This is a genomic window from Micromonospora nigra, assembly GCF_900091585.1.
GTDB lineage: Bacteria > Actinomycetota > Actinomycetes > Mycobacteriales > Micromonosporaceae > Micromonospora > Micromonospora nigra.
Genome location: NZ_FMHT01000003.1, coordinates 5,949,420 through 5,976,230 on the forward strand (window position 1 = coordinate 5,949,420; position 26,811 = coordinate 5,976,230).

At 74.3% G+C, this 26,811-nt stretch carries 25 protein-coding genes and 1 pseudogene; 14 read left to right on the forward strand and 12 right to left on the reverse strand.

Translation table 11 applies throughout. The features are described 5' to 3' along the window. Position 1: 1 nt before the first annotated feature. From ctaD to GA0070616_RS26090, 3 genes are all read right to left on the reverse strand, one after another. Entirely contained in the window at positions 2–2,023 is a 2,022-nt protein-coding gene (gene ctaD / locus GA0070616_RS26080; RefSeq protein ID WP_091088862.1) for an aa3-type cytochrome oxidase subunit I, read from the reverse strand. Positions 2,024–2,110: 87 nt separating this feature from the next. Next, entirely contained in the window at positions 2,111–2,839 is a 729-nt protein-coding gene (locus GA0070616_RS26085) for an ATP-binding protein (RefSeq protein ID WP_091088866.1), read from the reverse strand. A 120-nt stretch (positions 2,840–2,959) separates the two neighbouring features. Beyond that, positions 2,960–3,943 (reverse strand): glucosyl-3-phosphoglycerate synthase, encoded by a 984-nt coding sequence (locus GA0070616_RS26090; protein WP_245713036.1) that lies wholly within the window; start codon positions 3,941–3,943, stop codon positions 2,960–2,962. Positions 3,944–4,246: 303 nt separating this feature from the next. Between GA0070616_RS26090 and GA0070616_RS26095 the strand changes: the two genes are divergently transcribed. From GA0070616_RS26095 to GA0070616_RS26115, 5 genes and pseudogenes are all read left to right on the forward strand, one after another. After that, the gene (locus tag GA0070616_RS26095; RefSeq protein ID WP_091091702.1) at positions 4,247–6,028 is read left to right on the forward strand and encodes an ABC transporter ATP-binding protein; all 1,782 of its coding nucleotides are present in this window, start codon (positions 4,247–4,249) and stop codon (positions 6,026–6,028) included. Between the two features lie 172 nt (positions 6,029–6,200). Next, the gene (secA2, locus tag GA0070616_RS26100; protein ID WP_091088874.1) at positions 6,201–8,492 is read left to right on the forward strand and encodes an accessory Sec system translocase SecA2; all 2,292 of its coding nucleotides are present in this window, start codon (positions 6,201–6,203) and stop codon (positions 8,490–8,492) included. Between the two features lie 184 nt (positions 8,493–8,676). Continuing rightward, positions 8,677–9,417, forward strand: coding sequence for a GAF and ANTAR domain-containing protein (locus GA0070616_RS26105; RefSeq protein WP_091088878.1), 741 nt, complete (start codon positions 8,677–8,679; stop codon positions 9,415–9,417). A 129-nt stretch (positions 9,418–9,546) separates the two neighbouring features. Next, positions 9,547–10,047: a DUF2231 domain-containing protein gene (locus tag GA0070616_RS26110; RefSeq protein ID WP_091088881.1), complete on the forward strand. Its 501-nt coding sequence runs from the start codon at positions 9,547–9,549 to the stop codon at positions 10,045–10,047. A gap of 31 nt (positions 10,048–10,078) precedes the next feature. Continuing rightward, positions 10,079–10,860, forward strand: a pseudogene (locus tag GA0070616_RS26115) (class I SAM-dependent methyltransferase). Positions 10,861–10,896: 36 nt separating this feature from the next. Here the strand turns inward: GA0070616_RS26115 and GA0070616_RS26120 are convergent. Next, on the reverse strand, positions 10,897–11,244 hold the full coding sequence (locus GA0070616_RS26120) for an ankyrin repeat domain-containing protein (protein ID WP_425413014.1): 348 nt from the start codon (positions 11,242–11,244) through the stop codon (positions 10,897–10,899). Positions 11,245–11,767: 523 nt separating this feature from the next. Between GA0070616_RS26120 and GA0070616_RS26125 the strand changes: the two genes are divergently transcribed. From GA0070616_RS26125 to GA0070616_RS26140, 4 genes are all read left to right on the forward strand, one after another. After that, complete coding sequence (locus tag GA0070616_RS26125; RefSeq protein ID WP_091088888.1) at positions 11,768–12,379, forward strand: winged helix-turn-helix domain-containing protein; 612 nt, start codon at positions 11,768–11,770, stop codon at positions 12,377–12,379. Between the two features lie 73 nt (positions 12,380–12,452). Then, complete coding sequence (locus tag GA0070616_RS26130; protein WP_091088892.1) at positions 12,453–13,094, forward strand: nucleoside/nucleotide kinase family protein; 642 nt, start codon at positions 12,453–12,455, stop codon at positions 13,092–13,094. 109 nt (positions 13,095–13,203) lie between these two features. Continuing rightward, a complete protein-coding gene (locus GA0070616_RS26135; RefSeq protein WP_091088896.1) occupies positions 13,204–13,602 on the forward strand; it encodes a TraR/DksA family transcriptional regulator in 399 nt (132 codons plus the stop codon). 303 nt (positions 13,603–13,905) lie between these two features. Then, positions 13,906–14,334, forward strand: a complete 429-nt coding sequence (locus tag GA0070616_RS26140) for a DUF2267 domain-containing protein (protein ID WP_091088899.1) — start codon at positions 13,906–13,908, stop codon at positions 14,332–14,334. 49 nt (positions 14,335–14,383) lie between these two features. Here GA0070616_RS26140 and GA0070616_RS26145 read toward each other — a convergent pair whose 3' ends face one another. Further along, the gene (locus GA0070616_RS26145) at positions 14,384–15,121 is read right to left on the reverse strand and encodes a PIG-L deacetylase family protein (protein WP_091088903.1); all 738 of its coding nucleotides are present in this window, start codon (positions 15,119–15,121) and stop codon (positions 14,384–14,386) included. A gap of 287 nt (positions 15,122–15,408) precedes the next feature. On the opposite strand from GA0070616_RS26145, the gene GA0070616_RS26150 reads away from it, so the two are divergent. Continuing rightward, complete coding sequence (locus tag GA0070616_RS26150) at positions 15,409–15,714, forward strand: hypothetical protein (protein ID WP_091088906.1); 306 nt, start codon at positions 15,409–15,411, stop codon at positions 15,712–15,714. Positions 15,715–15,724: 10 nt separating this feature from the next. Further along, positions 15,725–16,993 carry a cupin domain-containing protein gene (locus GA0070616_RS26155; RefSeq protein WP_091091706.1) on the forward strand — a complete coding sequence of 423 codons (1,269 nt, stop codon included), beginning with the start codon at positions 15,725–15,727 and terminating at the stop codon, positions 16,991–16,993. Between the two features lie 24 nt (positions 16,994–17,017). Here the strand turns inward: GA0070616_RS26155 and GA0070616_RS26160 are convergent, their stop codons facing one another. The 5 genes from GA0070616_RS26160 to GA0070616_RS26180 all read right to left on the reverse strand — a co-directional run bounded on the left by GA0070616_RS26160 (position 17,018) and on the right by GA0070616_RS26180 (position 22,229). Continuing rightward, a complete protein-coding gene (locus tag GA0070616_RS26160) occupies positions 17,018–17,686 on the reverse strand; it encodes a hypothetical protein (RefSeq protein WP_091088909.1) in 669 nt (222 codons plus the stop codon). Beyond that, positions 17,683–20,349, reverse strand: a complete 2,667-nt coding sequence (locus GA0070616_RS26165; RefSeq protein WP_091091708.1) for an FtsK/SpoIIIE domain-containing protein — start codon at positions 20,347–20,349, stop codon at positions 17,683–17,685. The genes GA0070616_RS26160 and GA0070616_RS26165 overlap by 4 nt, the downstream gene beginning before the upstream one ends. After that, a complete protein-coding gene (locus GA0070616_RS26170) occupies positions 20,342–21,436 on the reverse strand; it encodes a hypothetical protein (protein WP_091088913.1) in 1,095 nt (364 codons plus the stop codon). Before GA0070616_RS26170 ends, GA0070616_RS26165 begins: the two co-directional genes overlap by 8 nt. 8 nt (positions 21,437–21,444) lie before the next feature. Next, positions 21,445–21,705, reverse strand: coding sequence for a hypothetical protein (locus tag GA0070616_RS26175; protein WP_091088916.1), 261 nt, complete (start codon positions 21,703–21,705; stop codon positions 21,445–21,447). A gap of 146 nt (positions 21,706–21,851) precedes the next feature. After that, on the reverse strand, positions 21,852–22,229 hold the full coding sequence (locus tag GA0070616_RS26180) for a hypothetical protein (RefSeq protein WP_091088920.1): 378 nt from the start codon (positions 22,227–22,229) through the stop codon (positions 21,852–21,854). Positions 22,230–22,355: 126 nt separating this feature from the next. On the opposite strand from GA0070616_RS26180, the gene GA0070616_RS26185 reads away from it, so the two are divergent. Genes GA0070616_RS26185 through GA0070616_RS26190 form a run of 3 tightly spaced genes read left to right on the forward strand, consistent with a single transcriptional unit; the run spans position 22,356 to position 25,436 of the window. Then, positions 22,356–24,908: an ATP-dependent Clp protease ATP-binding subunit gene (locus GA0070616_RS26185; protein WP_091088923.1), complete on the forward strand. Its 2,553-nt coding sequence runs from the start codon at positions 22,356–22,358 to the stop codon at positions 24,906–24,908. Positions 24,909–24,921: 13 nt separating this feature from the next. Continuing rightward, positions 24,922–25,086, forward strand: a complete 165-nt coding sequence (locus GA0070616_RS28390; protein ID WP_175440213.1) for a hypothetical protein — start codon at positions 24,922–24,924, stop codon at positions 25,084–25,086. Further along, positions 25,086–25,436, forward strand: coding sequence for a DUF3140 domain-containing protein (locus tag GA0070616_RS26190; RefSeq protein ID WP_091088926.1), 351 nt, complete (start codon positions 25,086–25,088; stop codon positions 25,434–25,436). The genes GA0070616_RS28390 and GA0070616_RS26190 overlap by 1 nt, the downstream gene beginning before the upstream one ends. A gap of 47 nt (positions 25,437–25,483) precedes the next feature. Here GA0070616_RS26190 and GA0070616_RS26195 read toward each other — a convergent pair whose 3' ends face one another. Together GA0070616_RS26195 and GA0070616_RS26200 are read right to left on the reverse strand one after the other, a co-directional pair. Further along, positions 25,484–25,723: a hypothetical protein gene (locus tag GA0070616_RS26195; protein ID WP_091088930.1), complete on the reverse strand. Its 240-nt coding sequence runs from the start codon at positions 25,721–25,723 to the stop codon at positions 25,484–25,486. Between the two features lie 18 nt (positions 25,724–25,741). Further along, positions 25,742–26,752, reverse strand: coding sequence for a LysR family transcriptional regulator (locus GA0070616_RS26200; protein ID WP_091088934.1), 1,011 nt, complete (start codon positions 26,750–26,752; stop codon positions 25,742–25,744). Positions 26,753–26,811: the final 59 nt, after the last annotated feature.

A 26,811-nucleotide genomic window follows, 5' to 3' on the forward strand; every position in this document is an offset into this window, starting at 1 on the left:
GTCACCGGTCCGGTTCGTCGCCGCCGTCGCTGTGGGGGTGCCGCCAGCGGGGCGGGGTCTGCCGGGGCCTGCGGTCGGAGTCGAGGGGGTTGGGGTTCTCGTCCTCGTCCGGCGCGTCGCTGTCGGCGAAGCTGGGCCGGCGGACGTCCTCGGGCTCCGGCACCTCCACGGGCCGGGCGCCGGACTGCGGTGCCGGTTGGTACTCCACCGCGTCGCGGGCACCGCGTGCCCCGCCGGCGGCCGGGGACTCGGGCCGGTGCTTCTCCATGTGCAGTTCCTCGTGGAACTCCTGCGGTGGCTTGGTGGTGCGCTGCGGCAGGTCGCGGCCGAGGTCGGCGACGAGTGGGCCGTACTTGGCGTCGAAGGCGGGTCGCTCGGAGCGGATCCGGGGCATCCGGTCGAAGTTGCGCAGCGGCGGCGGGCAGGTGGTGGCCCACTCGAGGGAGTTGCCGAAGCCCCACGGGTCGTCCACGGTGACCATCGCGCCGTACCGCCAGGACTTCCAGGCGTTCCAGATGAAGAACAGGGTGGAGGCGCCGAGCACGAAGGAGAAGATGCTGGAGATCGTGTTCAGCGTCGTGAAGCCGTCGCTGGGCAGGTAGTCGGCGTACCGGCGGGGCATGCCCTCGCTGCCCAGCCAGTGGTGCACCAGGAAGGTGCCGTGGAAGCCGAGGAACATCGTCCAGAAGTGCACCTTGCCGAGCCGCTCGTCGAGCAGTCGGCCGGTCATCTTCGGCCACCAGAAGTAGAAGCCGCCGAAGAGGGCGAACACCACCGTGCCGAACAGCACGTAGTGGAAGTGCCCGACGACGAAGTAGGTGTCGTGGGTGTGCCAGTCGACCGGCGGGCTGGCCACCAGCACCCCGGTCAGTCCGCCGAACAGGAAGGTCACCAGGAAGCCGATGGCGAACAGCATCGGCGTCTCGAACGTCAGTTGCCCCTTCCACAGGGTGCCGATCCAGTTGAAGAACTTCACCCCGGTCGGCACCGCGATGAGGTAACTGAGGATGCTGAAGAACGGCAGCAGCACCTGCCCCGTGGCGAACATGTGGTGCGCCCAGACGGTCATGGAGACCACGGTGATCGCGATGGTGGCCAGCACCAGCCCGGTGTAGCCGAAGATCGGCTTGCGGGAGAAGACCGGGATGATCTCGGTGATGATGCCGAAGAACGGCAGCGCGATGATGTAGACCTCCGGGTGACCGAAGAACCAGAACAGGTGCTGCCACAGCATCGGGCCGCCGGTGTCCGGGTTGAAGACCTGCGCGTCGAGCAGGCGGTCGGCCAGCAGGGCGAGCAGGGCGGCGGCCAGCAGCGGGAACACCAGGATCACCAGCACGCTGACGAACAGCATGTTCCAGGTGAAGATCGGCATTCGGAACATGGTCATCCCCGGCGCGCGCAGCGTCAGGATCGTGGCGATCAGGTTCACCGACCCGAGGATCGTGCCGAGACCGGAGATGACCAGGCCGGTGATCCACATGTTGGCCCCCGTGCCGGGGGAGTGCTCCACGGTGCTCAGCGGCACGTAGGCGGTCCAGCCGAAGTCCGCCGAGCCCTGCGAGGTGAGGAAGCCGCCGATGACCATCAGCCCGCCGAACAGGTACAGCCAGTACGCCAGAGCGTTCAGCCGGGGGAACGACACGTCGGGCGCGCCGATCTGGATGGGCACCAGGTAGTTGGCGAAGCCGAACGCCGCCGGGGTGGCGAACAGCAGCAACATCACCGCGCCGTGGGAGGTGAACATCTGGTTGTACTGCTCGGCGGAGAGCAGTTGCAGGCCGGGACGGGCCAGTTCGGCCCGGATCAGCATCGCCTCCAGCCCGGCGACGATGAAGAACCCGAACGAGGTGAGCAGGTAGAGGATACCGATCTGCTTGTGGTCGGTGGTGGACAGGAACCGGCGCAGCGAGTTGCCCGGGACGGGCGTACGCAGGGGGCCGGGGTAGCCGCCGAAGTGGGCCGGCGCAAGAACAGCCGGCCCCCGGTCGTTTCCGGGCTCGGTGGTAACCCGCTTGGGCATGAGTCTCACCCCGTCATGGCGACAGAAAGGACGGGCACGGCATGCCGGCCCTTCGACCATGTAACCAGGCGAGAGGGGTAAATTCGGTCAATTCGCGGGCAGCGTGGCCCAGACGGCCTTACCGTCACCAGCCGGGGCGCTGCCCCAGCGCCGTGCCAGCTCCCGCACGAGCAGCAGCCCTCGGCCACCCTCGTCGCGTACGCCCGGGGCCCCCGGGCGGGCCGTCGCCTGGCTGCCGTCGACCACCGCGAGTTGCAGCCACGGCCGGCGCAGCGTCACGGTGACCTGCATGGGCGTTCCGGCGTGCCGGACCACGTTGCCGACCAGCTCGCTCAGCACCACCGACGCCGGGCCCACCGCCTCGGGCAGGTTCCACCGCGCGCAGGCGTCGGTCACCAGGTCCCGGGCTCGCCGGCAGGCCTCCGCCACCGGCTCCAGACGGATCCGCAGGCGCGGCGACGCGGCGGCCTCCGCCGCCCGGGTGGCCTCCGCGCGACTGCCCCGGACCAGCACCCCGCGGCACGCGGCCGACTGGGTCAGCCAGCTCGCGGCCGGCGGTGGCGGCGCGCAGAGGACGAACGGCACGGCCGGCCAGTCCGCAGCCCGCCGGGCGGCGGCGGCGAAGACCGAGAGCGCGAGCCGGTCCTGCACCGCCACGTCGGCCAGGTCGACCACGAGGGCGTCCGGCTGTGCCGCCAGGCAGCGGTCGAGCACCCCGTGCACGGCACGGGTGGTCGCCAGGTCGAGGTCACCGGCGAGCCGCACGACGGTCACCGGGTGACCGTCGCGTATCTCACAGGTGATCCGGCTCGGCATCCTGCACCCCCACTGCGCTGCCTCGGGAAGCTCAGGATCTACCCGTCCCCGCCCCACCGGAAACCGGCCCCACCCGCCTGCGACCTCCGTCACCCCTGGTGGCCGCCCGGACCGGGACGGTCACGCCGCCGCCATCCGGCGGCGGGGCACCCGGTGCCGCAGCTGCGCCAGGGGCGGGCGTTCGTCGACGGAGACGTCCGTGACGACGATCTCCCGGTCGAGGTTGGGCAGCGCCTCGGAGCCACCCCGGCGGAACTGGGTCAGCACCTCGGCGGGCAGCGCCCCGGGCACCGCCCAGCCGCGCCGTTGCAGTCGCGACCACGCGGTCAGCATGATCTGGGCGGACATCCTGCCGAGCGCGGCCGTGTCCTGGTGCCGGTGTTTGCGCTCGCCCAGGTCCACCTGGGCCAGGGCGTCGAGCCCGACGAGGTCGAGCAGGTCGATCAGCATGGCCGTCTCCACGCCGTAACCGGAGACGAACGGCACCTGCTCCAGCACCGAGCGGCGGCCGGCGTACTCGCCGGCGAGGGGCTGCACGAAGCCGGCGAGCTCCGGCCAGAACAGGTTCAGCATGGGGCGGGCCATCAGTTCCGTCACCCGGCCGCCCCCGTCGGCCTCCACACCGGCCGCCCCGACCAGCGGCCGGTGGTAGAAGCCCTTCACGAAGGCCACCGACGGGTCGGTCAGCAGCGGACCGACCAGCCCCGTCACGAAGTGCGGCCGGAAGTCCCGCAGGTCGGCGTCGACGAACGCGACCACATCCCCCTCCGCCGCGGCCAGCCCGGCCCAGAGTGCGTCGCCCTTGCCGGTCAGCCGGGGCAGCCCCCGGGTCATCGCGTCCTGGCCGACCACCTCGGCGCCGGCGGCCCGCGCCACCCGCGCCGTGCGGTCGGTGGACCGGGAATCCACCACGATCAGCTCGTCGACCAGCGGCACCCGGTCCATCAGGTGCTCACGGATGGTCGACACGATGGCCCCGACAGTGGCCTCCTCGTTGCGGGCCGGCAGCACGACACTGACCCGGCTGTCGCCCTTGGCCCGCATCAGGCGTCGGGTCGGCCAGTCGCCGGCCGACGTGGTCCGGTAGGTCGACCACGCCTCCACCACCGGTGAGACCGAAACATCACTGTCCCGCACAGGCACCCCCTGATCGTGGCGGAATAACCGGCCGTGGATTTCCCACGTCCCGCCGAGCGCTAACCGGATGTGTCGCGTACAGCTTGATCACAGAGGTTCCCCGGCGCGTTTTCGGGGGATGAACGTTGGGTTGCGCTCACCCGGGAGTGGCTGCTCGCGCTCCCTGCGCAGGAGCGCCGCCGGATGGTCCGCCGGACGCGCCGCCGGCCGGAGCACCGGATGATCCGCGCCGGCCCGACCGGGGTGCCGGGGCCGGCTACCGTTCCCGCCATGAGCGCCTCCGATTCCCGGCCGGTCGGCCTGGCCGCTTTGCTGCCCTACCTACGTGCCCACCGCCGCGCTCTCGCCGTGGTGGGCGCACTGTCGCTGGCCGGGGCGGCGGCCTCCCTCGGCCAGCCGCTGCTCACCCGGTCGGTGCTCGACGCGGTAACCGTGGGCCGCCCCGTCGCCGCGCTGGTCACGGCCCTGGTCGGCCTGGTGGTGGCCGCCGCGGCGATCGGCGGGTTCCGAGATTATCTGCTGCAACGCGCCGCCGAGGGGGTGGTGCTGGGCACCCGGCGGCGGTTGGCCGGGCACCTGCTGCGGCTGCCGATCGCCGAGTACGACCGCCGCCGCACCGGCGATCTGCTCTCCCGGGTCGGCTCCGACACCACCCTGCTGCGGGCGGTGGTCACCTCCGGGTTGTTCGAGGTGGTCACCGGGGCGGTCATGGTGGTCGGGGCGGCGGCCGCGATGCTGCTGCTGGACCCGGTGCTGTTCGGGATCACCCTGCTCGGGGTGGCCCTCGGTGCCGGCTTCGCGATCGGCGTGGCCCGCCGGGTCCGGGGGCTGGCCCGCCGCGCCCAGGAGCAGGTCGGGGAGATGACCTCGGCGGTGGAACGGGCCATCTCCGCGGCACGGACCATCCGCGCCGCCCGCGCCGAGCGCCGGGAGGCCGAGACGGTGGGGGTGAGCGCCTCGCGGGCGTACGAGGCGGGGCTGCGGGTCGCCCGGGTGCAGGCGGTGGTGGGGCCGGTCAGCGCGCTCACCGTCCAGGGTGCCTTCCTGCTGGTGCTGGCCGTCGGCGGGGCGCGGGTGGCAGCCGGGGCGATCACCGTCGGCGACCTGGTCGCGTTCATCATGTTCCTGTTCTTCCTGGTGCTCCCGCTGGGCCAGGCGGTGCACGCCTACACCCAGTTGCAGGCGGGCCTGGGCGCGTTGCAGCGGATCGAGGAGATCCTGGCTGTCCCGGCGGAGGCCGACGACCCGGCGCCGGGCCGGGCGGGGGCGCCCGTGGCAGGGCCGTCGGTCGGTGCGGCGGCCGGTGGGACGGCCACCCGGCCGGTGGCGATCGAGTTCGACCGGGTCGGATTCGGCTACCCCGGGGGCCCGCCGGTGCTGCACGAGGTGACCTTCACCGTCGCGGCCGGCACCCGGACCGCGTTGGTCGGCCCCTCCGGCGCCGGCAAGTCGACCCTGCTGGCCCTGGTCGAACGCTTCTACGAGGTGACCTCCGGGTCGCTGCGCCTCGACGGGGTGGACGTGCGCGACCTGCCCCGCGACGTGTTGCGCGCCCGGCTCGGCTACGTCGAGCAGGAGGCCCCCGTGCTGGCCGGCACGCTGCGGGAGAACCTGCTGATCGGTGCGCCCGACACCACGCAGGAGCGGCTGCGGGGCGTGCTCGACGAGGTCAACCTGGGCCACCTGGCGCGGCGGACCCCGGAGGGGTTGGACGTGCAGGTGGGCGAGGGCGGGGTGCTGCTCTCCGGCGGGGAACGGCAGCGGCTGGCCATCGCCCGGGCCTTGCTCGCCGGGCCGCCGGTGCTGCTGCTGGACGAGCCGACCAGCAACCTCGACGCCCGCAACGAGGCCGCCCTGCGGCGGGCCATCGACGCGGTGGCCGTCCGCCGGACCCTGCTGATCGTCGCGCACCGTCTCGCCACGGTCGTCGACGCCGACCAGATCGTGGTCGTCGACGGCGGCCGGGTGGTCGCCACCGGCACCCACGACGAGTTGACCGTGGTCAGCCCGCTGTACCGCGAGCTGGCCACCCACCAGCTCCTGGTGGCCTGACCGGCCCGTCGGTCCGGGGCGGGGCCGGCCGGGGCGTGCCGCGTCGGCGGGTGCGGCGGGGCGGGCCGGGCGGGCCGGGCGCGGGGGTCCGCCGGGGCGCGCGGCAGGGCCGGCCGCGACACCCGGCGGCCGGGCCGCCACCGAGCGTCCGGGTCGCGTACCGTTGCCGCTCATGGGTGTGTCGCAACGGTTCAAGAGCAGGTTCCGCCGGTTCCTCCAGCGCCCGGGGACGACCGTCGACCTGGCGCCGCTGGAGAAGCTGCTGCCGGCCATCGAGGCCCGCGAGGATGAGCTGTCGGCGCTCGATGACGCCGAGTTGACCGAGGCCGCCGGCGCGGCCTCCGGCTACGAGGAGATCTGCGCGATCGGCCGCGAGGCCGCCCGCCGCGGCATCGACCTGCGGCCGTACGACGTGCAGCTGCTGGGCGCGATGGCGCTGCTGTCGGGCAAGGTGGCCGAGATGGCCACCGGTGAGGGCAAGACCCTCACCGCCGCGATCGCCGCGTACGGGCACGTGCGGCTGGGCAACGGGCCCGTCCACGTGATCACCGTCAACGACTACCTGGCCCGCCGCGACGCGCGGTGGATGGAACCCGTCTACACGCTGCTGGGGCTGTCGGTGGGCTGGGTGAACGAGGCGTCCACCCCGGCGCAGCGGCGGGAGGCGTACGCCTGCGACGTCACCTACGTCTCGGTCAGTGAGGCCGGTTTCGACTATCTGCGCGACCAGCTCGTCACCGACGTCGCCGACCGGGTCCAGCCCCCACTGTCCACGGCGATCGTCGACGAGGCCGACTCGATCCTGATCGACGAGGCCCGGGTGCCGATGGTCCTGGCCGGCTCGGTGCAGGGTGAGCAGGATCCGGTGCACACGGCCGCCGCGTTGGTGCGGGGACTGCGCAAGGGGAAGCACTACACGGTCGCGGAGGACGGCCGCAGTGCCGCCTTCACCTCCGCCGGCCTGGCCGCCGTCGAGGCCAAGCTCGGCATCGACCTGTACGACGAGGAGCACGTCGCCCAGCTGTCGGCGGTGAACGTGGCGCTGCACGCCCACGCGCTGCTGCACCGCGACGTCGACTACATCGTGCGCGACGGCTCGGTCGAGTTGATCGACGAGATGCGGGGCCGGGTGGCGCAGCGCCGCCGCTGGCCCGACGGGTTGCAGGCGGCCGTCGAGGCCAAGGAGGGTCTGGACGCGACGGCCGAGGGCGAGGTGCTGGGCACGATCGCCGTGCAGGCGTACGTCGGGCTGTACCCGGTCAAGTGCGGCATGACCGCGACGGCGGTGCTGGTCGGCGACCAGCTGCGCGAGTTCTTCGGCCTGGAGGTGGCGGTGATCCCGCCGAACACGCCGTGCGTGCGGGAGGACGAGCCGGACCGCATCTACGCCACCCGCGCGGAGAAGGAGGAGGCGCTGGTCGACGAGATCCGGCGCAACCACGAGCGGGGCCGTCCGGTGCTCGTCGGCACCCTCGACGTGAAGGAGTCCGAGAGCCTGGCCGCCGCCCTGCACGCGGCGGGGGTGCCCAGCGTGGTGCTCAACGCCAAGAACGACGACGAGGAGGCGACGATCATCGCCGAGGCCGGCGCGTACGGCGCGGTGACCGTCTCCACGCAGATGGCCGGCCGGGGCGTGGACATCCGCCTGGGCGGCAGCGACCAGGCCGACCGGGACCGGGTGGCGGAGCTGGGCGGCCTGTACGTCATCGGCAGCGGCCGGCACGACAGCCGCCGGGTCGACGACCAGTTGCGCGGCAGGGCGGGCCGGCAGGGCGACCCGGGTGGCTCGGTGTTCTTCGTCAGCCTGGAGGACGACCTGGTGGTGCGGCACGCGGGCGACGCGGTGCCGCCGTCGCCGCGGATGAACGCCGACGGACTGGTCACCGACGAGCTGGTCGACTATGCGGTGGAGCACGCCCAGCGCGTCGCCGAGGGCGTCAACCACGAGATCCACCGCAACACCTGGCGCTACAGCGTGGTCATCGAGCAGCAGCGCAAGGCGCTCGCCGAGCGGCGGGAGCGGTTGCTGACCAGCGACGTGGCGGCGCTGATGCTGCTGGACCGGCTGCCCGAGAAGGCCGGGGAGATGGATGAGGACCTGCTGGCCCGGGTGGCGCGCTCGATCGCGCTCTACCATCTCGACCGGCTCTGGGCCGAACACCTGGCGGAGCTGTCGGAGGTGCGCGAGGGCGTGCACCTGCGGGCCCTGGGCCGCCTCGATCCGCTGGACGAGTTCCACCGCTCGGCGGTTCCCGCGTTCAACGAGCTGGTGCCGGAGATCGAGCGGCGCACGATCGACACGTTCACCGAGACCGAGTTCGACGACGACTGGGAGCCGGACGCGGCGAAGCTGGTGCGGCCCAGTGCCACGTGGACGTACCTGGTGCACGACAACCCGTTCGGTTCGGAGCTGGACCGGCTTATCGCCTCGGTGGGGCGCCGGCTCGGGGCGGGCTCCCGCTGACCCGACGCCCTCTCCCGGCACCGGGCCGGGGGAGGGCACCTCGTTCTGCTCCGTTTCGACCCCTGTTGCCGGGGGTACCACGGCAGGTCCGTAGAGTCGGGGGAGAAACCAGACAAATGAGACGGGTGGCGACGCCGGCCGGGCCAACGGGGGCGCGAGCGGGAGCGGTGGAGGCTGGGGGCCGGTGAACCTGGAGACGCGGGACCCGGTGGTGCACACCCTGGGCGTGCTGGAGATGGCCGCCCTGTTGCGGGAACTGACCGCCGGGCTGCTCACCGTCGACGACTTCGACGAGGGGCTGTCCGCGCTGGTGCGGATCACCCGGGACGCCCTGGTCGGGGTGAGCTGGTGCGGATTCACGGCCCTGCGGGCGGGCGAACCGGCCGGCGTGGCGGCGTCCGACCCCGGGCTGGCCGAGCTGGACGACCTGCGGCGGGCCTCCGACTCGCCGGCCCTGGACGCCATCCGGCGCCGCGAGATGATCCGCGCGGAGGACCTGGGCCGGGAGACCCGGTGGCCCACCTGGACGCCCCGGGCCCGCGAACTCGGGGTGCAGGGGGCGATCTCCGCCCCGGTCGACATCGACGAGCAGGTGATCGGCGCGATCAACCTGTACGCCGCCACCCCGGAGACCCTGACGACCGGCCACCAGCTCACGGCGATGCTGCTGGCCGAGCACGCCGGGCTGCTGCTCGCCGCGGTACGCGACCGCGCCCGCCGGGCCGCGCTGGCGGGCGAGCGGGGCTCGGCGCTGCTCGGCGACGGGGTGGTGGGCCAGGCGATAGGGGTCATCATGGCCCAGCGGGGTTGCCCCGCCCCGGAGGCCCTGGAGGTGCTGCGCAGCGCCGCGACGTCGCTGACGATCCCGCTGCACGAGGTGGCGGAGCGGCTGGTCAGCACCGTGGCGCGCCCCCGGGACACCTGACCCGGCACCCTCGTGCGTCCCTCCGGCAGGTCGACCGCGTGCCACCGACGGGCCACGCGTGCCGTTTCGTCGGCCCGGGCCACGGGTAGCACCCTGGATTCACGTTCTGATCGACCTGGGGGAGAGACGATGCAGAGCCGGCTGCGGGTGCAGGGCCATCCCATCCAACCGATGCTGGTCACGTTCCCGTTCGGGCTCTTCGTCTGCGCGGTCGTCTTCGACCTGACCGACGTCCTCGGCGGGCCGGCCTTCCTCGGCCTGGTGGGCTACTGGACGGCGGTCGCCGCGCTGTTCGCCGCCGCCCTGACCACCGTCGCGGGCATGGTCGACCTGTGGGACGTTCCCGCCGACCGCACCCGGGCCACGGCGATCACCTTCAACCTGCTCAACGTGGCCATGTCGGCGCTTTTCCTGATCTCCTGCCTGGTGCGGGCGGACGCACCGCAGAGCGGCGCCTCGACGGTGCTGCTGGGCACGGAACTGGTCGGCCTGGCCGTCGGCGCGGCCGGGGTACGCCTGGGCGCCCGGCTGATGCGCCAGTTCGAGGTCGGTCGGGCCGACGCGACGTCTCTCGACGCGTTGCGCGGCGTCACCGGCTCCACCGTGGAGATCGCGCGTCCCCGGTCCTGACCGCCGAAATCTGGTTGCCGGCATCCGCCGGATGGGCCAGGCTCGGGCGGTGACCGCCCAACCGAGTCTCGACGACCTCCTGGCCGAGGGCGGTGCCGCGCCGATCGCCGGGTGGACCTTCGACTGGCTGGCCGGGCGGGCCACCGAGGAGCGTCCACCGTGGGGCTACTCGCGGCTCGTCGCCGCACGGATGGCGACGGTCGACTCGGCGCTCGACGTGGACACCGGCGGGGGGAGGTGCTGGCCGAGGTCCCCCGGCCGCCGCGGCTGCTGGTGGCCACCGAGGGGTGGCCGCCGAACGTGCCGGTGGCCCGGCGGAACCTGGTCCCGGTCGGCGCCACCGTGGTGGCGGTGTCCCCGGGCACGGGGCTGCCGTTCCGCGACGCGGCCTTCGACCTCGTGGTCAGCCGGCATCCGGTGCGTACCGACTGGGCGCAGACCGCCCGGGTGCTGCGACCGGGTGGGACGTTCCTGTCCCAGCAGGTCGGCCCCGGCAGCCTACGCGAGCTGAGTGAGGCGATGCTGGGCCCGCTGCCGCCGGACCGGCGGCACCCGGGTCAGGCGGTGGCCGCCGCCCGCGCCGCCGGGCTGGAGGTCACCGACCTACGGGAGGCGCGGCTGCGGACCGTCTTCCACGACGTGGGCGCGGTCGTGTGGTTCCTGCGCAAGGTGGTGTGGACCGTGCCGGGCTTCACCGTGCAGCGGTACCGGCCGCAGTTGGCCCGCCTGCACGAGCGGATCCGCGCCGACGGCCCGTTCGTCGCCCACGCCCGGCGTTTCCTGATCGAGGCCGTCCGGCAGCCGTCCGACTGATCCGACCCGGCCGACCGCCTGCCGGGTCGTCGGCGGTCACCGGGAGCGGAGCAGCGCCAGCATCTCCGGAAGGTCGAAGAACTGGGCGGTCTCCACGGCCGACGGGCTGCCGTGGCCCGGGTCGGCGCCCGCGTCGAGCAGTGCGCGGACCGCGCCCGTGCTGCTGCGGAACACGGCGGCGGCCAGGGCCGTCTGCCCGCGGTCGTTGGTGCGGGTGTGGTCGGCGCCCCGGGCCAGCAGCGCGGCGACGGTGTCTGGGTGGGCGTGGTATGCCGCGAGGATCAGCAGCGTGTCGCCCTTGTCGTTGGTCAGGTCGACCGGCAGCCCGGCGTCGACGTAACCGGCGATCTCGCCGGTCGTGCCGTCGCGCGCCAGGTCGAACATCCGGTGTGCGAACTCCAGGGTCTCGGCGTCGAGTTCCTCACTCACCGACTCAGGGTAGTCCGCCCCGGCCCGCCCCGCCGGGCGAGGACGGCATCGCCGCATTCGACGAGTGTCCCCCTCGGAACCGGGCCTGCGCGCGGGCGGCGGCGCCGGCCCGGTGCCCGCAGGGGTGGGCCGGCACCGCCCCCGTACGCCGGGGTGACGATCGGGTGTCTCACGGCCGTTACGAAATGCGTCTCCTGGGAGCGCGAACAGTCCTCGTGACCGGGGTGTCCCCGATTCGCGGCACGGCCAACGACGACGAACGCGAACCGGGCGGGGACCCCCCGTACCCGGTCAACTCGGCGGCTCTGCTGTAATCATCTGGCTTCGTACGCAGAGCGAGCGCTCGGCTCCGATGTGTCCGTCAAATGTCACATTCATGCAACGCAGCCGCCCCTTGACCCTCGCAGAGGCGCCGGGAAGCATCGATGAAGCGGCGTCCCGGGCCGTGGGGAGATACCCGGACCAGCCAAGGAGGACCATGTCGGTCAGCCCCGCCTCGTCGCGCGCCGGATGGCATACGTCCCAGCCCGCGGTCCCCGGTCGACCTCCCGGCGGCCAGCGTCGACCCGCCAACACCCCGGCCCCGGTGATCACCGTGACGCTGTCGATCCCGCTCGCCGGCGAGGAGTCGCTCACCCCGTCGGCCCGACGGCTGCTGGAGGCCGCCTGGGAGATGGTGGAGCGTGGTGAGGGCACCATCTCCACCACCGCCCCGGTGGAGCGCCGTCCCGACCCGGTGCCCGCCGGCCGGGGCCCGGCCACCTCCCGGGCGCTCGCGCCCACCGTCCCGACCCTGCACATCCTCGCCTCGTCCCGGTCGGTGCTGCGCGACGGCGAGCCGCTGCCGCTGACCCGGCTGGAGTTCGACCTGCTGCTACACCTGGTGGCTCACCCGCGTCGCGTCTTCACCCGCCTGCAACTGCTCAACGCGGTCTGGGGCTACGAGCACGCCGGTGTGCGCACGGTCGACGTGCACGTGCGTCGGCTGCGTGGCAAGGTCGGCGTCGAGGTCCCCCTGGTCACCACCGTCTACGGCGTCGGCTACCGGCTCGCCGACGACGCCCGGGTGACCATCGACCGCGCCGGCTGACCGCACCGCCACAGCCTCCGGTGAACGGCGGGGCCGTCGCGCCCGCAGCGGCCGTGGCGGGCACCATGAGGCCATGCGCGTACGGCCCATCTCCCCGCAGCGACTCGTCGCCGTCCTCGTCGACCGGATCGCCGACCAGCGCCCGCCGGGGCGACTGCGGGTCGCGGTGGACGGTGCCCCCGCCGCCGCCCCCGACACGCTCGCTGCCGCCCTGCTGGCCCCGCTGCGGGCCCGGGGTCGTCCGGTGCTGCACGTGCGGTCCGAGGACTTCCTGCGGCCCGCCTCGACCCGCCTGGAGCACGGCCGCACCAATCCGGACTCCTACTACGAGGGTTGGGTGGACCAGACCGGCCTACGCCGGGAGGTGCTCGACCCGGCCGGGCCGCACGGCGACGGGCGGTTGCTGCCCTCCCTGTGGGACGCCCGGGCGGACCGGGCCAGCCGCGCCTCCTACGTCGACCTGCCACCCGGCGGCGTCGTCCTGGTCAGTGGTGCCCTGCTGCTCGGCGCCGGCCTGCCCTTCGACCTCACCGTGCACCTGCAGGTCTCGCCGGCCGCGTTGGCCCGGCGCACCGAGCCGGCCCACGCCTGGACGTTGCCGGCCTTCCACCGCTACGCCGACGAGGTCGACCCGGCCGGGTTCGCCGACGTCGTCGTGCGGGTGGACGACCCACGCCGGCCCGCGCTCGTGGAGTCGGGAGCCTCGTCGGTTTGATCCGCCGCAGCCGGGGGTATTCGCCCGGCTCACAGCGCACCGGCGACGCCCGGGCGCCGCGCGAGTGGGCACGGCCCGCTCCGGCACACCACGAGAAAGGCAGGCAGCGATGCTCGTCCACGACACGGTCGGCACGGGCCGGTCCCAGGCGGAGACCGACCAGATCCGGCTCTCCCTGCAGGCTCGCTACGACGAGCTGTCCGCGGAGTACGAGCAGGCGGTGCTGCAGAGCCAGGTGCTACGCCTGGTGGAGGTCGGCGACACCGCCGGGGACGACCAGGCCGACAGCGGCACCAAGACCGCGGAGCGGGACACCGCGCAGTCCCTGCTGCGTACCATCCTCGACCGTCGCGCCCAGTACGAGCACGCCCTCGACCGGCTGGCGGAGGGCACCTACGGCTGGTGCGAGGGGTGCTCGGCGGCGATTCCCGTGGAGCGGCTGGAGATCTTCCCGTCCGCCACCAGTTGCGTGACCTGCAAGCAGAACCGGGAGCGGCGGGCCGCCTGAACCGAGGACTGGTCCACCCGCACCGGGTGAGGCGGCCTCACCCGCGCGGGCGGCAGCGTGGCAGGTGCGTGCGGTCGAACGCGACCGCCCGAGCCGACCGGTCGGAGGTGACGGCGATGACACGTCGGGTGGAATCGGAGCGGCGTCGCGGCGTCGTGCTGCACGTCGTCGGGTCGACCGGCGGTCGTCGTCGGGCGCCCCGCGGTGGCGGAGGCAGCCCGGTGCGGCCACGCGGCGGTCCGGTGGGGCCGCCGCGCCGCCGGGGCGACGGAAGCCGGCACACCGAGCTACGGGGGTGGACAGATGGCTGAGCAGTTGCATTCCGCGTTCGAGTCCTCCATGGACAAGACGAACGTCATCCTCAAGGAGATCGAGCAGGCGTACGGCTGGCCGAAGGAGCAACGCAACCAGTCGTACGCGGCGCTGCGCACGGTGCTGCACCTGCTGCGGGACCGGATGCCGGTGGCGGAGAGCGTCGAGTTCGCCCAGCAGCTGCCGGTGCTGGTGCGGGGCATCTACTTCGACGGCTGGCAGCCCGAGAACGTGCCGATCAAGCTGAACCGCGACGACTTCCTCTACGAGGTCCGTCAGGGGTTCCCGTACGACGTGCAGGGCGGCCCGGAGCAGGTGGTGCGGGTGGTCCTGGACACGTTGCGCCGGCACGTGACCCAGGGCGAGTGGCAGGACGTGAAGTCCACCATGCCCGGCGACCTGGCGAAGATCATCCCTTGATCGGCAGTCGCCCGGGGCCGCCCGCCGTCCGGTGGGCGGCCCTCGGGCGTCACCACAGGTCGAAGTGGAACACCTCGAAGGTCACGCCGTAGCGGACGCCGAGCCGACTGCCCGCCGGCCGGGCCAACCCCTCCAGGAACTCCTCGGCGTCGAAGCTGCCGTCACCGAGGCCGCTCAGGTACGCCTCGTGCGCCCGCAGCGAGGCCACCCCCCGGTCGAAGGTGGCGGTGACGTCGACGCCGTGGGCCGAGCGGGGCGAGGCCACCGCCCACACCTGGCGCACCCCGTTCCACGGCTCGACGCCGTCGGTGAGCTGCTCGGGAAAGATCCAGCGGTTGCCGGCGTCGCGCACCGCGTCCAGCGTCGCCCGGCCCACCGCGATGTGGTCGGCCTGGTTGAGCGTGTCCCCGCCGTCCCAGGTGTCGCGGAAGTTGTTGGTCAGCACGATCTCCGGCCGGTGCCGGCGGACCGCCGCCGCGAGTTCCCGGCGCAGCGGCACGCCGTACTCCAGGATGCCGTCCGGCAGGCCGAGGAACTCCACCGTGTCCACGCCGACCAGCGCCGCCGACTCCCGCTGTTCGGCCTCGCGGACGACCCGGGCGCGCTGCGGTGACATCCCGTCGATGCCCGCCTCGCCGCTGGTGACCAGGCAGTAGACCAACTGCTTGCCCTGCTGCGTCCAGCGGGCCACGGCCGCCGCGCCGCCGAACTCCAGGTCGTCCGGGTGGGCCACGACAACCAGCGCACGCTGCCAGTCCTCGGTCACCGGCTCCAGTGACTCGGTCATCCGCACCTCCGTGCCTCGCGTCCGACCATCGTGCCACCGCCGGTGACGTCCCGCCGCCCTGCGCCGTGCGCAACCACGTCCCGACGCCGCCACGAGCCGTGGGCCACCAGCTCCGACGGCCGGCTCGACCCCGGCCGTGCGCCGTTGTCGCGGACCGGCCCGCCGAACGGCCCCGGCGGCCCGGTCCGGGCGTCTACGGTGGGTTAGAGAAGATCGAGCGCGGGGTACCACCCGCTGCACGAGCAACCCCGACGCACGGCGGGGTGGTACATCCGAGGGGGGCACCGATGCCACTGAACGACGACGACATGCAGACCACCGGCGGCGGCGGTCTGGAGGGCCCGGCCGACGGCGGTGCCACGCCGGGTCACCAGGACGGTGGCGCGGACGGTGGGGCGGAGGGCCCGGCCGACGGCGGTGCGACCCCGGGTCACCAGGACGGTGGCGCGGACGGTGGGGCGGAGGGCCCGGCCGACGGCGGTGCGACCCCGGGTCACCAGGACGGTGGCGCGGACGGTGGGGCGGAGGGCCCGGCCGACGGCGGTGCGACCCCGGGTCACCAGGACGGCGGCGCCGACGGCGGCGCACGGTAACCGGTCCGACATGACGCATCTCGACCCGCCGGGCGGCCACGGCCGCCCGGCGGTCCCGTCCGCATCCGCCGCAGCGGCCCTGGCCCGGTGTGTCAGCGTCGAACCGGCGAAGTTCGCCACCGCCCACTGGGGGCGGACCCCGCTGCTGTCCCGGGCCGCCGAGCTGCCAGACCCCGGCTTCACCGACCTGCTCAGCCCCGCCGACGCCGACGAACTGCTCAGCCGGCGCGGGCTGCGCACCCCGTTCCTGCGCGTGGCCAAGGACGGCCAGTTGCTGCCGGCGGCGCGCTACACCGGCGGCGGCGGTGCCGGCGCCGAGATCGGCGACCAGGTTCTCGACGAGCGCATCCTGGAGCTGTACGCCGGCGGGGCGACACTCGTGCTGCAGGGCCTGCACCGCATCTGGCCCGCGTTGATCGAGTTCACTCGTGACCTGAGCACCGCCGTGGGCCAGCCGTTGCAGGTCAACGCCTACCTCACCCCGGCCGGCAGTCAGGGTTTCGCCACCCACTACGACACCCACGACGTCTTCGTGCTCCAGGTCGACGGCCGCAAGCACTGGCGTGTCCACCCGCCGGTGCTGCCCGACCCGCTGGAGCGGCAACCGTGGGGCGGACGCGCCGACGAGGTGTCCGCCACCGCCGAGGGCGAGGCCGCGCTCGACGTGACCCTCGAACCCGGCGACGCCCTCTACCTGCCGCGCGGTTGGCTGCACAGCGCCCAGGCGCAGGAGACCAGCTCGCTGCACCTCACCGTCGGAGTGCGCGCCCTGACCCGGTACGCCATGGTCGAGGAGCTGCTCGCGCTCGCCGCCGAGGACCGGCGACTGCGGGCCACCCTGCCCTTCGGCACCGACCTGGCCGACCCCGACGCCATCGAGCCGGAGCTGACCGAGACGGTCGAGGCGTTGCGGGACTGGCTGTGCTCCGCCGACCCGGCCGCCGTGGCCGAGCGCCTGCGGCAGCGGGCCTGGCCGGCCGCCCGGCCCGCGCCGATCCGGCCGCTGGCCCAGGCCGCCGCGCTGACCGCCGTCGACGCCGACAGCCGGGTCGCCCCGCGTGCCGGTCTGCGCTGGCGGCTGACCCGGGAGGCCGACCGGGTGGCGCTGCGCCTGTTCGACCGCACCGTCACCCTGCCCGCCTCCTGCGAGCCGGCCGTCCGCGCCCTGCTCACGGGCCCGGTGGCCCGCGTCGGTGACCTGCCGGGCCTCGACGACGACGGCGATCGCGTCACCCTCGCCCGTCGCCTGCTGCGCGAGGCCGTCCTGGTGCCGGCCTGACCGGCACCAGGGTCCACTGCGTGCTCAGCGCGGGGCGACGACCAGGAGCAGGAGGGTGGCGGCCAGGCCGGCGGCCACCACGACGATCACCGGCCGGGGGGTGAGCACCGCGTGCCGGCGGTCGGCCAGCAGCTTCGCCGGCACCAGACCCGCCAGCGGGCCCAGCAGCGTCACCACCAGAGCCAGCACCGGCAGGCCGACCGCCAGGTCACCGCCGTTGCGGTCACCGAGCGCCCGCGCACCGGCCCCGAGGGCGTACGCCACCACCGCGCCCGCCACTCCGTACAGCGCCAGCAGCGGATTCACCGCGGACGGCAGCTCGCCCGGCTGGCGGGTGCGGCGCAGCAGGTCGCGTACCCCCTCCAGCAGCGGCGTCGGGTCGCCGGTGGCCCCGTCGGCCGGGCCCGGAGGCGTGCCCGCCCGCCGCCCACCGCCGCCCAGCCGGGCGTTGAGTTCCTGCCACAGCACGGCCGCCTCCGTCTCGACCCGCTCCTGTTCCTCCCGTGCCGCCACCAGCTCCTGCTCGGCGCGGTGCAACTCGTCGTCGGCGTCCGCCACGGCGCGGTCCGCCGCCGCGCACTGCTGTGCGTACCACTCCTGCGCCTCGTCCCGCTGCTGGCGCACCCTGGTGGTCAGCTCGGCCAGCCGTCGTAGCTGAGCCGCGTACGACTCACTGGTCACCGGTTCGTTCATCGGGACGGACCGTACGGGATGATCGTCTGCCCGGTGCGGTGCACCGCCCGGTCGAAGAACAGGCCCCGCCACGGCCGGGGATACCAGTCCGGCCCTCCCGTGCCCGGGTACAGCGACGAGCCCAGCTCTCCGCCGTGGGTGTCCAGCGCCACCCAGGCGCCGATCTGGTCGGTGCGCGCCGCCGGGCCGCCCAGGTCGGCGCGCATCCGGGCCACGCCCCGCCACCAGGCCAGCACGTGGGTGCGCCGCTCCGGCCCGTCGTGCAGGATCCGCCGCAGGTGCTCCAGACCGGAACGACCGCCGACGCGCCCGGCGAGCGAGCCGGCCGCCGCGTCGACCGCGAACAGCAGCAGGTAGTGCGGTGCGCCGCCGCCCGAGCCACCCAACCCCTGCGCCGTCTCGGCCATCAGCTCCGCGACGGTCTCCTCGTCGTACCAGGCGGCGTCGTCGGCCAGATCCTCGTACAACGCGCGGGCCGCCGGGTCGGCGTCCGGATCCAGGCAGGCGATGGAGAACCGGGCGCTGCCCGGCCGGTGCTGCCGGGCCAGGGAACGGGCGGCGGCGTCGAGCACCGCGCACGCCTCGTCGATCCGGGTGCCCAGCACGGCGAGGTTGCGCCCCGGCGCGCGCGGCAGCCGCATGGCGGCGGAGCGGGCCTGCACGTCGATGATCTCGCCGAGCAGGGCCACCGGCCCGCGCGGCGTACCGACCTGCGGCGCGGCCAGTGCCCGGAAGTCCGGCGCGTCGACCAACCGGGGGACGGCGTCGCCGTCGAAGAGTCGGGCCGGGGCGGCCTCGGCGGGGCGCATCCGCCACAGCCGGTGCTGCAACCCGCTCCAGGTCTCCCAGTCACCCGCCGAGGGGATCCGCGCCACCTGGTTACCCTCGGCCAGCCCGGACTCGGCGTTGACGACCGCGTGGTACTTGGGCAGCGACTGCGCGGCGTCGTTCCGCTCGGCCAGGATCCGCAGCGCCTTGGGCAGCGCGATGCGCAGGGTGAACTGGGCGACCAGCGCCGGTCGCCCCCACAACGCCTCGATGCCCCGCACGTCCTGTGAGGCCAGCACCAGGTGGATGCCCTGCGACCGGCCCCGCCGGGCCAGGTCCTCCAGCAGGTCGGCCGCCTCCCGGGCCACCGCGTCGCGGCCGGCGAGCAGCATCTGGAACTCGTCGACGACCGCCACGATCCGCGGCCAGTGCCCCGCCGGGTCCACCGCCCGCAGCTCGGCCAGCTTGGTGACCTCGTGCTTCTTCGCCGCGTCAGCGCGCCGACGCAGCTCCTCGGCGAGGAATCGCAGCAGCGCCAGGCCGAACTCCCGGTCGGTGTTGACGTTGATGCCGACCAGCCGCATGTGCGGCAGCCAGCTCGGGTCCCGCCGCCCCTGCGCGAACCGGGCGAAGGACACCCCCTCCTTGAAGTCGAGCAGGTAGAACTCCAGCTCGGCGGGGGAGTAGCGGGACGCGAGCGCGCCGATCCAGGCGAAGATCAGATTTGTCTTCCCGGTGCCGGACGGGCCGCCGATCAGGGCGTGCGGTGGGTAGTCGCCGAGGGTGAGCAGCACCGGCCGCCCGTCCGGGCCCTCCCCGATCGGCGCGGTCAGCGCGACGGCCGAATCCTCCCGCCACATCGACTCCGGCGGCGGCAGCAGATCGGTGAACGGGGTGGGTGCCGGCCCGGCACTGACCACCCGAGCCACCTCCCGGCAGGTCAGCGTGAGCAGGGTCGCCGGGGGCGGCGGGTCGAGGCGCACCGGCAACGGGCCGATCCACGCGCCGTCGGGCTCCACCCGTACCCGCGTCACCGACGGCGCGTCCGGCAGCGCCACCCCCCACACCACCAGATGCACCCCGCACGCCGCGCCGGCCCGGACGATCCGGTCGAGCTGGCCGCGTTCGTGTCGGGACAGTTCGTCGCCGCCGAGCAGCACGGCCACCCGCCACGGTTCCGGTCGGCGGCCCGTCGCCTCGGCCAGCTCCCGCAGCGAGGCGTGCTCGCCGGCCAGCACGGTCTCGTTGATCCGGCGGATCTGCTCCACCAGGTCGTCGAGGAGCCCGCCCAGCCCGCCCGGTCCGACGAAGGTGAGCAGCCCGGCCGTGCCCAGTGGGGCGAAGCCGGCCAGGCCCCCGCCGAGCTGGTCGGGGTCGTACCCGACGAGCCGCACGGTGCCCGGCGCGCCCCGGCCCACCGCCCGCAGCAGCAGCGCCGCGACGACCGTCTCGCAGCCCCGTTCGTCGCCGGTGAGCGCGACGTGCCCGCCGTCGAGCAGCGGCAGCAGCGCGGGCACCGGTTCGGCCCCGGGCACCCGTACCGTGCCGATCCGCGCGGCGCCCGGCGGTTCGGCCCGCGACACCGGAGTGGGACGCCAACCCGCCCACTCGGCGGAACCGGCCCCGGGCGCCGCCCGCTCGGCCGCGGCGGCGGCCCGACGGGCCAGCTCGGCGATCCGGGTGGCGTGCCGGGCCTCGATCTCGGCCAGCCGGCGGTCCCGCTCGGCACCGACCCGCTCGGGCACCACCCCTGCCGCGCGCCGCACCCGTGCCGCCCGTTCCCGGGCCGCCGCCAGGTCGGCCGACGCGGTGGCGAGGCGGGTGCGGGACGCGCCGAGCGCCTCGGCGAGCATGCCCCGGACCCGGTCGACCAGTTGGGCACGCCGGTCAGCCATCGACGCCCCGACGTCCCGTCGGGTCGGTGCCGGGCGGCGGTCCGGGTCGCGACGGCGGGCGCGACCACGGCGCGTCCCGCCGGGTCGCCGCACCGTCCCGCCGGGACGCGGCCTCACCGCCGGGCCGGGGCGGCGACACCCCACCGGTGGCCTGGCGCGGCGGTGCCTGGCCGGTGGCCCGGGGCCGCGTGCGATCCTCGGCCCGCCGCGGTGGGTCCGCCGGCTGCGCGGCGGTGGGCGCTGCCCGGGCGGGCAGGTCCCGGCCCAGCCGGTCGAGCAGCACGCCGGTGAGCACCCCGGCCGTGACGGCCGGATCGGCGGCGTGTGGCTGTTCCGCCTCGCCCCGCCGGGGCGGGGGCATCCGGCAGACCCGGGTGAGCAGCGTGTCGAGCACCGGCGCGGGCAGGCCGGGCAGCAGGTCACGCACCCGGCCGTCCAGCTCCCGGTGCAGCCGGGGCAGGTCGTCGGCGCGGGGCGGATGCCCCAGCAGTTCCCCGGCCAGGTTCCGCAGCAGCGGCGGCGCGACCGCCGCCAGGCCCAACCCTACGTCGGCGTGGGCGCGGCGCAGCTCGGCGTGCAGCCGGTCCCGGTCCCCGGCGCGTACGCCGCGCACCACCCGGCGCAGCAGCTCGTCGGAGTCCTCGACCCGCTCGTCGGCCTCGTCGGGTGGTCCCTCCCGCCCGCCGGTCAGCTCCGCCACCCGCACCGCCCACCAGCGGCGCAACCGCACCTCACCAGCAGGCTCCGGCGCGTCCCCGGGCGGGGCCGCCTCGCGGGGCGCGTCGTGGACGGGCTGGCGCTGCTGCTCGGCGCGGGGCGGGGGCGCGCCGTCGGGGGCGAGCCCGATCGCGGCCAGGTAGGCGGCCAGATGCTCCTGCGCGACACGCAGCGCGTATCCGGCGGTCTCGGCGTGTTCCGTGGCGGCGGACAACTCCGGCACGCCCATCGGATTGGCCGACTCCTGCCGGACCCAGCGCAACCGCTCGGCGGCGAGCCCGAACTTCTCCAGCGCCTGGGCCAGCAGGCCCGTCGGCAGCTCCTCGGCGGCGGCGCGGACCTGCGCCCCGACATCCTCGACGATGGACACTCCGCCGCCTAGAGGGTCGCGACGTAGAGCTGCGCCTGCTCGACCGCGACGAGTGTGGCGGCGAGGCAATCCTCGAGTTCCTGGCTGGCCTGTGTCAGGGAGGCCTGCGCGGCCTCGACCGTCTCGTGACCGCTGCCCTCCAACGCCCCGGCCAGGGTCTGCTGTGCCTCGGACAACTTCTCGCCGGCAGCCTGCACCGCACTCTGGCCGTCGCCGATCTGTTGCAGCGCGACATCGATGGCTGCCTTGAGCTCGGCGACGCTCGCCACGGCGGAACCTCCTGGGGGCGGGGAGGTCTCCATTAGAGCGCACTGCGGCGGACGAGAGAACATCCGCCCTGTGAGTGTTCCTGCCCTACTGACCGGTTGTCACCCGAGTGCGCCGGGAGTCCGTGAGATGGGACTTCCACGACCCGTCAGTCGCGCAGCCAGCGGGGGCCGTACACCTCGGCGCCGAGCGTCGTGACCCGTTCCCGCAACCGCCGGTCGGCGGTGACCACCAGCCGCCGGCGCTCCGGCGCGGCGGCCACCAGGTCGACCACCGCGTCGTCGCCGGAACCGCTCGCGGCGACCACCCGCACCCCGTCGACCCCGGTCACGTCCCGCGCGGCACCCTCCACCACCAGCACCACCTCCACCGGCGGCGGCAGCCGTGCCGGCACCCCGCCGGCGGCCAGCGGGACGAGGGTGTCGCGCAGCCGGGCGGTGGCCCCCGCGCGGTCGCGCCACCAGCCGTCCGGGCGGGACCCGACCACGTTGGCGGCGTCCACGATCAGCAGCGGTGTCGAGTCCATTCCCCCAGCCTGTCACCCCCGGCCCCCGGCCCCGGCCCACCCGGCCCCGCCCGGCGTGGCGTTTGTCGGGCCGACCGCCGGGTAGCCCCAGGCGACCGTGGCGCGGCGGAACAGCGGAGGACAGAGATGATGGGACCCGGTGACTTCGGCTCCGACCCCTGGGACGAGTTCCTCGCCCGGTACTTCGGCCGGGGCGAGGGTGGGCGGCGGCCCGCGCACCGGGTCGACATCACCCGCCTGATGACCGCCGACGCCCGGGAGATGCTGGCCGACGCGGCCCGCCGGGCCGCCGAGAAGCACAGCAACGACCTGGACACCGACCACCTGCTGTGGGCCGCGTTGCAGCGGGAGCAGCTGCGCGACCTGGTTCGACGGGCCGGTGCCGATCCCGACACCCTGCTCAACGCTCTCGGCGGCAAGGGACAGGGCGCTCCGCAGGGTGAGGTGCCGCCCCACCTGTCCCTGACGCCCGCGGCGAAGCGGGCGCTGCTCGACGCCCACCAGTTGTCCCGTGCCATGGGGGCCAACTACATCGGCCCCGAGCACATCCTCATGGCGCTGCCGCTGAACCCCGAGTCCCCGGCGGGACGGATGCTGGCCGCCGGTCGCATCCAGCCCGAGTCGTTGCAGGCCGCCAACGCCGAGCGCGGGCCGATGACCGGCCCGAAGCCCGACCGGGGCACCCCCACCCTCGACCAGTACGGCCAGGACCTCACCGACCTGGCCCGCAACGACCAGATAGACCCGGTGATCGGGCGCGCCGACGAGATCGAACAGGCCGTGGAGATCCTGTCCCGCCGGACCAAGAACAACCCGGTGCTGATCGGTGAGGCCGGCGTCGGCAAGACCGCCATCGTCGAGGGCCTGGCGGAGCGGATCTGCGACGGCGACGTGCCGCAGACCCTGCTCGGCAAGCGGGTCATCCAGCTCGACCTGGCCGGGCTGGTCGCCGGCACCCGCTACCGGGGCGACTTCGAGGAACGACTGAAGAAGGTGATCGAGGAGATCCGCACCCACCGCGAGGAACTGATCATCTTCCTGGACGAGATCCACACCCTGGTGGGGGCCGGTGGTGCCGGCAGCGAGGGCGGGATGGACGCGTCCAACATGCTCAAGCCCGCCCTCGCCCGGGGTGAGCTGCGGGTCATCGGCGCGACCACCCTCGACGAGTACCGGCGCAGCATCGAGAAGGACGCGGCGCTGGCCCGCCGCTTCCAGCCGGTGTTCGTGCCCGAGCCCACCGTCGAGGACACCGTCGCCATCCTGCGCGGTCTACGTGACCGCTACGAGGCCCACCACCAGGTCCGGTTCGCCGACGAGGCGCTGATCGCCGCCGCCGAGCTGTCCGACCGGTACGTCACCGACCGGTTCCTGCCGGACAAGGCCATCGACCTCATCGACCAGGCCGGTGCCCGGATCCGGCTGCGGACCCGCACCCCGGACTCGGACGTGCGCGAGCTGGAACAGCAGCTCGACGAGGTGCGCCGGGACAAGGAGCAGGCCGTCGCCGACGAACAGTACGAGCGGGCGTCCGCCCTGCGGGACCGGCTGAGCGAGCTGGAGGAGCAGATCCGCCGGGCCCGGGGCGACGAGGGCGGCAGCCACGTGCCGTCGGTGGGGCCGCAGGACATCGCCGAGGTGGTGTCCCGGGCCACCGGCATCCCCGCCAGCCAGCTCACCGAGGAGGAACGCGACCGGCTGCTGCGGCTGGAGGGGCACCTGCACGAGCGGGTCGTCGGGCAGGACGACGCGGTCACCGCCGTCGCCGAGGCGGTGCGCCGCTCGCGTACCGGCCTGGCCGACCCCGACCGCCCGATGGGCAGCTTCCTGTTCCTCGGCCCCACCGGCGTGGGCAAGACGGAGCTGGCCCGCTCCCTCGCGGAGGCCCTGTTCGGCGAGCCCGACCGGATGGTCCGGGTGGACATGAGCGAGTACCAGGAGCGGCACACCGTCAGCCGACTGGTCGGCGCGCCGCCCGGGTACGTCGGGTACGAGGAGGCCGGCCAGCTCACCGAGGCGGTGCGCCGCCGCCCGTACGCGGTCGTGCTGCTCGACGAGATCGAGAAGGCCCACCCCGACGTGTTCAACATCCTGCTCCAGGTGCTCGACGACGGGCGGCTCACCGACAGCCAGGGCCGCACGGTCAACTTCCGGAACACCGTGCTGATCATGACGAGCAACCTCGGGTCGGAACTGATCACCGGCAGCCAGCGCGCGGTCGGCTTCGGCGCGGGTGCCCCCGGTGACCAGCAGGAGAGTGACGAACTGCGCGAGCGGCTGATGCGCCGGCTCCAGGAGAACTTCCGGCCGGAGTTCCTCAACCGCATCGACGAGGTCATCATCTTCCGCCGGCTGGAGGTCGAGCAGCTGCGCCAGATCACCGGACTGCTGCTGGAGGAGACCCGCCGCCGGCTGCACGCCCAGGACATCCAGGTCGACATCACCACCGCCGGCGTCGACTGGCTGGCCGAGCACGGCTACCAGCCGGAGTTCGGGGCGCGTCCGCTGCGCCGGATCATCCAGCGCGAGGTCGACAACCAGTTGTCCCGGATGTTGCTGGAGTCGACCGTCTCGCCCGGCCAGAAGGTCACCGTGGACGCCCACGACGGGGCCCTGACCTTCGACGTGGCCGCCGGAGACCGGGGGCACACCACGGCGACGACCACACATCCCCGATGAGCGGAGGGTGGCGATGACCGAACCCGAGGAGACCGGGGACGAGGCCGAGCGCCCCGAACCGATCCTGGCCCCGCCGACGGCGAACCCGACCCGCGTGCAGGTGCCGCCGGAGGGCGCGGGGCAGCGGACCGACGAGCGGAACCCGGGGCCGTCCGGGTCGCCCGCAGAGGAGGGCTGATGGTACGCGAGCAGCGGCTCGACCCCGAGGTGGAGGAACTCTGGGAGGACTTCCACGCCCAGGTCAATGTGCCGTCGGAACAGCTGCGACAGTGGCTGCTCACCCGGGGCTCCGGAGAGCAGGCGTTCGGCCCCGACCCGGATCTCGACCTGCCCGAGCCGGGCCGGCACATCCTGGCGGTGCTGCGCAAGCGCAAGGTGGACCTCACCCCGCAGGACGTGGAGGTGATGCGCGACGCCGTGGACCGCATCCGGTCCCTGACCGACGCCCGGCCGCCGCGCGGCTCCGCCGACGACGAGTGGCGGCACGCCCTGCTCGACCTGGGCCACGACGTGCTCGTCGAGCGCTGACCGGCCGACGCGACGTGCGGCCGGTCCGGTCGACCGGGGCCGGGCCGTCAGAGGTGGTCGGGGTCCAGGGTGGGGATGGACAGGCCGGCGGCGTCGGCGGCGGCCGCGCGGTCGGCCCGGGTCCGCTCCTCCCGGCTGAGCAGGGTGGCGTACTCGGCCACGTCGGCGGGGTCGGGCACCTGCGGCAGGCGACGCAGGAACGCCTCCACGTCGCGGGCGGCGGCGGTGTGCGCGGCGGCGGCCTGCCGCAGGAGGTCACGGTCGTCGGTGGAACCCGGTTCGGTCATGCCGCCGGATACCCGCCGTCACGCCGTTCGCACCCCGCCGGTGCCGGCCGTCGGCACGGCCGTCGTGGTGGACCGCCGCACCCCGAAGGCCGGGTTGCGTAGCAGCCACGCCAGGTACGTCGGGTGTGGTGTCAGCGCGTCGGTGTACGCCGCCAACGCCGTGTCCAGCACCAGGTCCGCCATCCGGGCGGCCGGGGATTCCGGATGCCAGCCCAGCATCAGCCGCCAGCGCAGCGGGATGCCCGCCAGTCGCCGGGTGACCAGGCCCGCCACCGGCCGGAACGTGGCCTGGCACAGGGCCACCGCCTCGCCCGCGTCCACCAGGTCGATGCAGCCGCGCACGTCGACCTCGTACACCTTGCGGGGGGTGAAGCCGGCGCGGGCGCACGCGGCGGCGAAGCAGTCGCCGAAGCACCCGTCGCCCGGTGCGGCCACCCACTGCTCGTGGCGCAGGTCGCCCAGGTCGACCTCGTCCTGCCCGGCCAGCGGGTGGGCCTCCGGCAACAGCACCAGCACCGGGTCGATCGCCACCTCCCGCCAGCACAACCCGAAGTCCGCCGACGGCGTCGAGTCACCGCAGACCCCGGTCAGCGCGTAGTCCAGCCGCCCGCCCGCCACGAGCTGTGCCAGCTCGTCGACCGACCAGGACGCGTGCGTGGTGATCTGGGCCTGCGGCTGCTCGGCGGCGAGCCGGTGCACCAGCCGACCCAGGATGGGGCTGTTCACCCCACCGATGCGGTAGCGGCGGGGTGCGTCGCCGGCACTGGCCAGTCGGGCGGCCTCGTCCTGCAACCCCTTCATCGCCGGCAGCAGCACCCGGGCGCGGGCCAGGACCAGTTCGCCCAGTGCCGTCGGCCGCGCGCCACGCCGGTCGCGTTCGAACAGCGGCCCGCCCAGGGTACGTTCGATGCGCTGGAGCTGTGCGGTCAGCGCCGGCTGGGCCAGGCCCAGCGTCGAGGCCGCCTTGGTCACGCTCCCGGTCTCCGCGATCGCGCAGATCACCCTAAGGTGACGCAACTCCAGGTTCATATTGTGACGGTAGGACTAGGCAGCACCCGGCGGAAGGGCTAGGACGAATCAACGACCGT

What these genes read in the sequence shown, in the direction of transcription:
- ctaD (WP_091088862.1), bottom strand. Translation starts at nt 2,023, where the DNA reads ATGCCCAAGCGGGTTACCACCGAGCCCGGAAACGACCGGGGGCCGGCT.
- GA0070616_RS26085 (WP_091088866.1), bottom strand. Translation starts at nt 2,839, where the DNA reads ATGCCGAGCCGGATCACCTGTGAGATACGCGACGGTCACCCGGTGACC.
- GA0070616_RS26095 (WP_091091702.1), top strand. Translation starts at nt 4,247, where the DNA reads ATGAGCGCCTCCGATTCCCGGCCGGTCGGCCTGGCCGCTTTGCTGCCC.
- secA2 (WP_091088874.1), top strand. Translation starts at nt 6,201, where the DNA reads ATGGGTGTGTCGCAACGGTTCAAGAGCAGGTTCCGCCGGTTCCTCCAG.
- GA0070616_RS26110 (WP_091088881.1), top strand. Translation starts at nt 9,547, where the DNA reads ATGCAGAGCCGGCTGCGGGTGCAGGGCCATCCCATCCAACCGATGCTG.
- GA0070616_RS26120 (WP_425413014.1), bottom strand. Translation starts at nt 11,244, where the DNA reads ATGTTCGACCTGGCGCGCGACGGCACGACCGGCGAGATCGCCGGTTAC.
- GA0070616_RS26125 (WP_091088888.1), top strand. Translation starts at nt 11,768, where the DNA reads ATGTCGGTCAGCCCCGCCTCGTCGCGCGCCGGATGGCATACGTCCCAG.
- GA0070616_RS26130 (WP_091088892.1), top strand. Translation starts at nt 12,453, where the DNA reads ATGCGCGTACGGCCCATCTCCCCGCAGCGACTCGTCGCCGTCCTCGTC.
- GA0070616_RS26135 (WP_091088896.1), top strand. Translation starts at nt 13,204, where the DNA reads ATGCTCGTCCACGACACGGTCGGCACGGGCCGGTCCCAGGCGGAGACC.
- GA0070616_RS26140 (WP_091088899.1), top strand. Translation starts at nt 13,906, where the DNA reads ATGGCTGAGCAGTTGCATTCCGCGTTCGAGTCCTCCATGGACAAGACG.
- GA0070616_RS26145 (WP_091088903.1), bottom strand. Translation starts at nt 15,121, where the DNA reads ATGACCGAGTCACTGGAGCCGGTGACCGAGGACTGGCAGCGTGCGCTG.
- GA0070616_RS26150 (WP_091088906.1), top strand. Translation starts at nt 15,409, where the DNA reads ATGCCACTGAACGACGACGACATGCAGACCACCGGCGGCGGCGGTCTG.
- GA0070616_RS26155 (WP_091091706.1), top strand. Translation starts at nt 15,725, where the DNA reads ATGACGCATCTCGACCCGCCGGGCGGCCACGGCCGCCCGGCGGTCCCG.
- GA0070616_RS26160 (WP_091088909.1), bottom strand. Translation starts at nt 17,686, where the DNA reads ATGAACGAACCGGTGACCAGTGAGTCGTACGCGGCTCAGCTACGACGG.
- GA0070616_RS26165 (WP_091091708.1), bottom strand. Translation starts at nt 20,349, where the DNA reads ATGGCTGACCGGCGTGCCCAACTGGTCGACCGGGTCCGGGGCATGCTC.
- GA0070616_RS26180 (WP_091088920.1), bottom strand. Translation starts at nt 22,229, where the DNA reads ATGGACTCGACACCGCTGCTGATCGTGGACGCCGCCAACGTGGTCGGG.
- GA0070616_RS26185 (WP_091088923.1), top strand. Translation starts at nt 22,356, where the DNA reads ATGATGGGACCCGGTGACTTCGGCTCCGACCCCTGGGACGAGTTCCTC.
- GA0070616_RS28390 (WP_175440213.1), top strand. Translation starts at nt 24,922, where the DNA reads ATGACCGAACCCGAGGAGACCGGGGACGAGGCCGAGCGCCCCGAACCG.
- GA0070616_RS26190 (WP_091088926.1), top strand. Translation starts at nt 25,086, where the DNA reads ATGGTACGCGAGCAGCGGCTCGACCCCGAGGTGGAGGAACTCTGGGAG.
- GA0070616_RS26195 (WP_091088930.1), bottom strand. Translation starts at nt 25,723, where the DNA reads ATGACCGAACCGGGTTCCACCGACGACCGTGACCTCCTGCGGCAGGCC.
- GA0070616_RS26200 (WP_091088934.1), bottom strand. Translation starts at nt 26,752, where the DNA reads ATGAACCTGGAGTTGCGTCACCTTAGGGTGATCTGCGCGATCGCGGAG.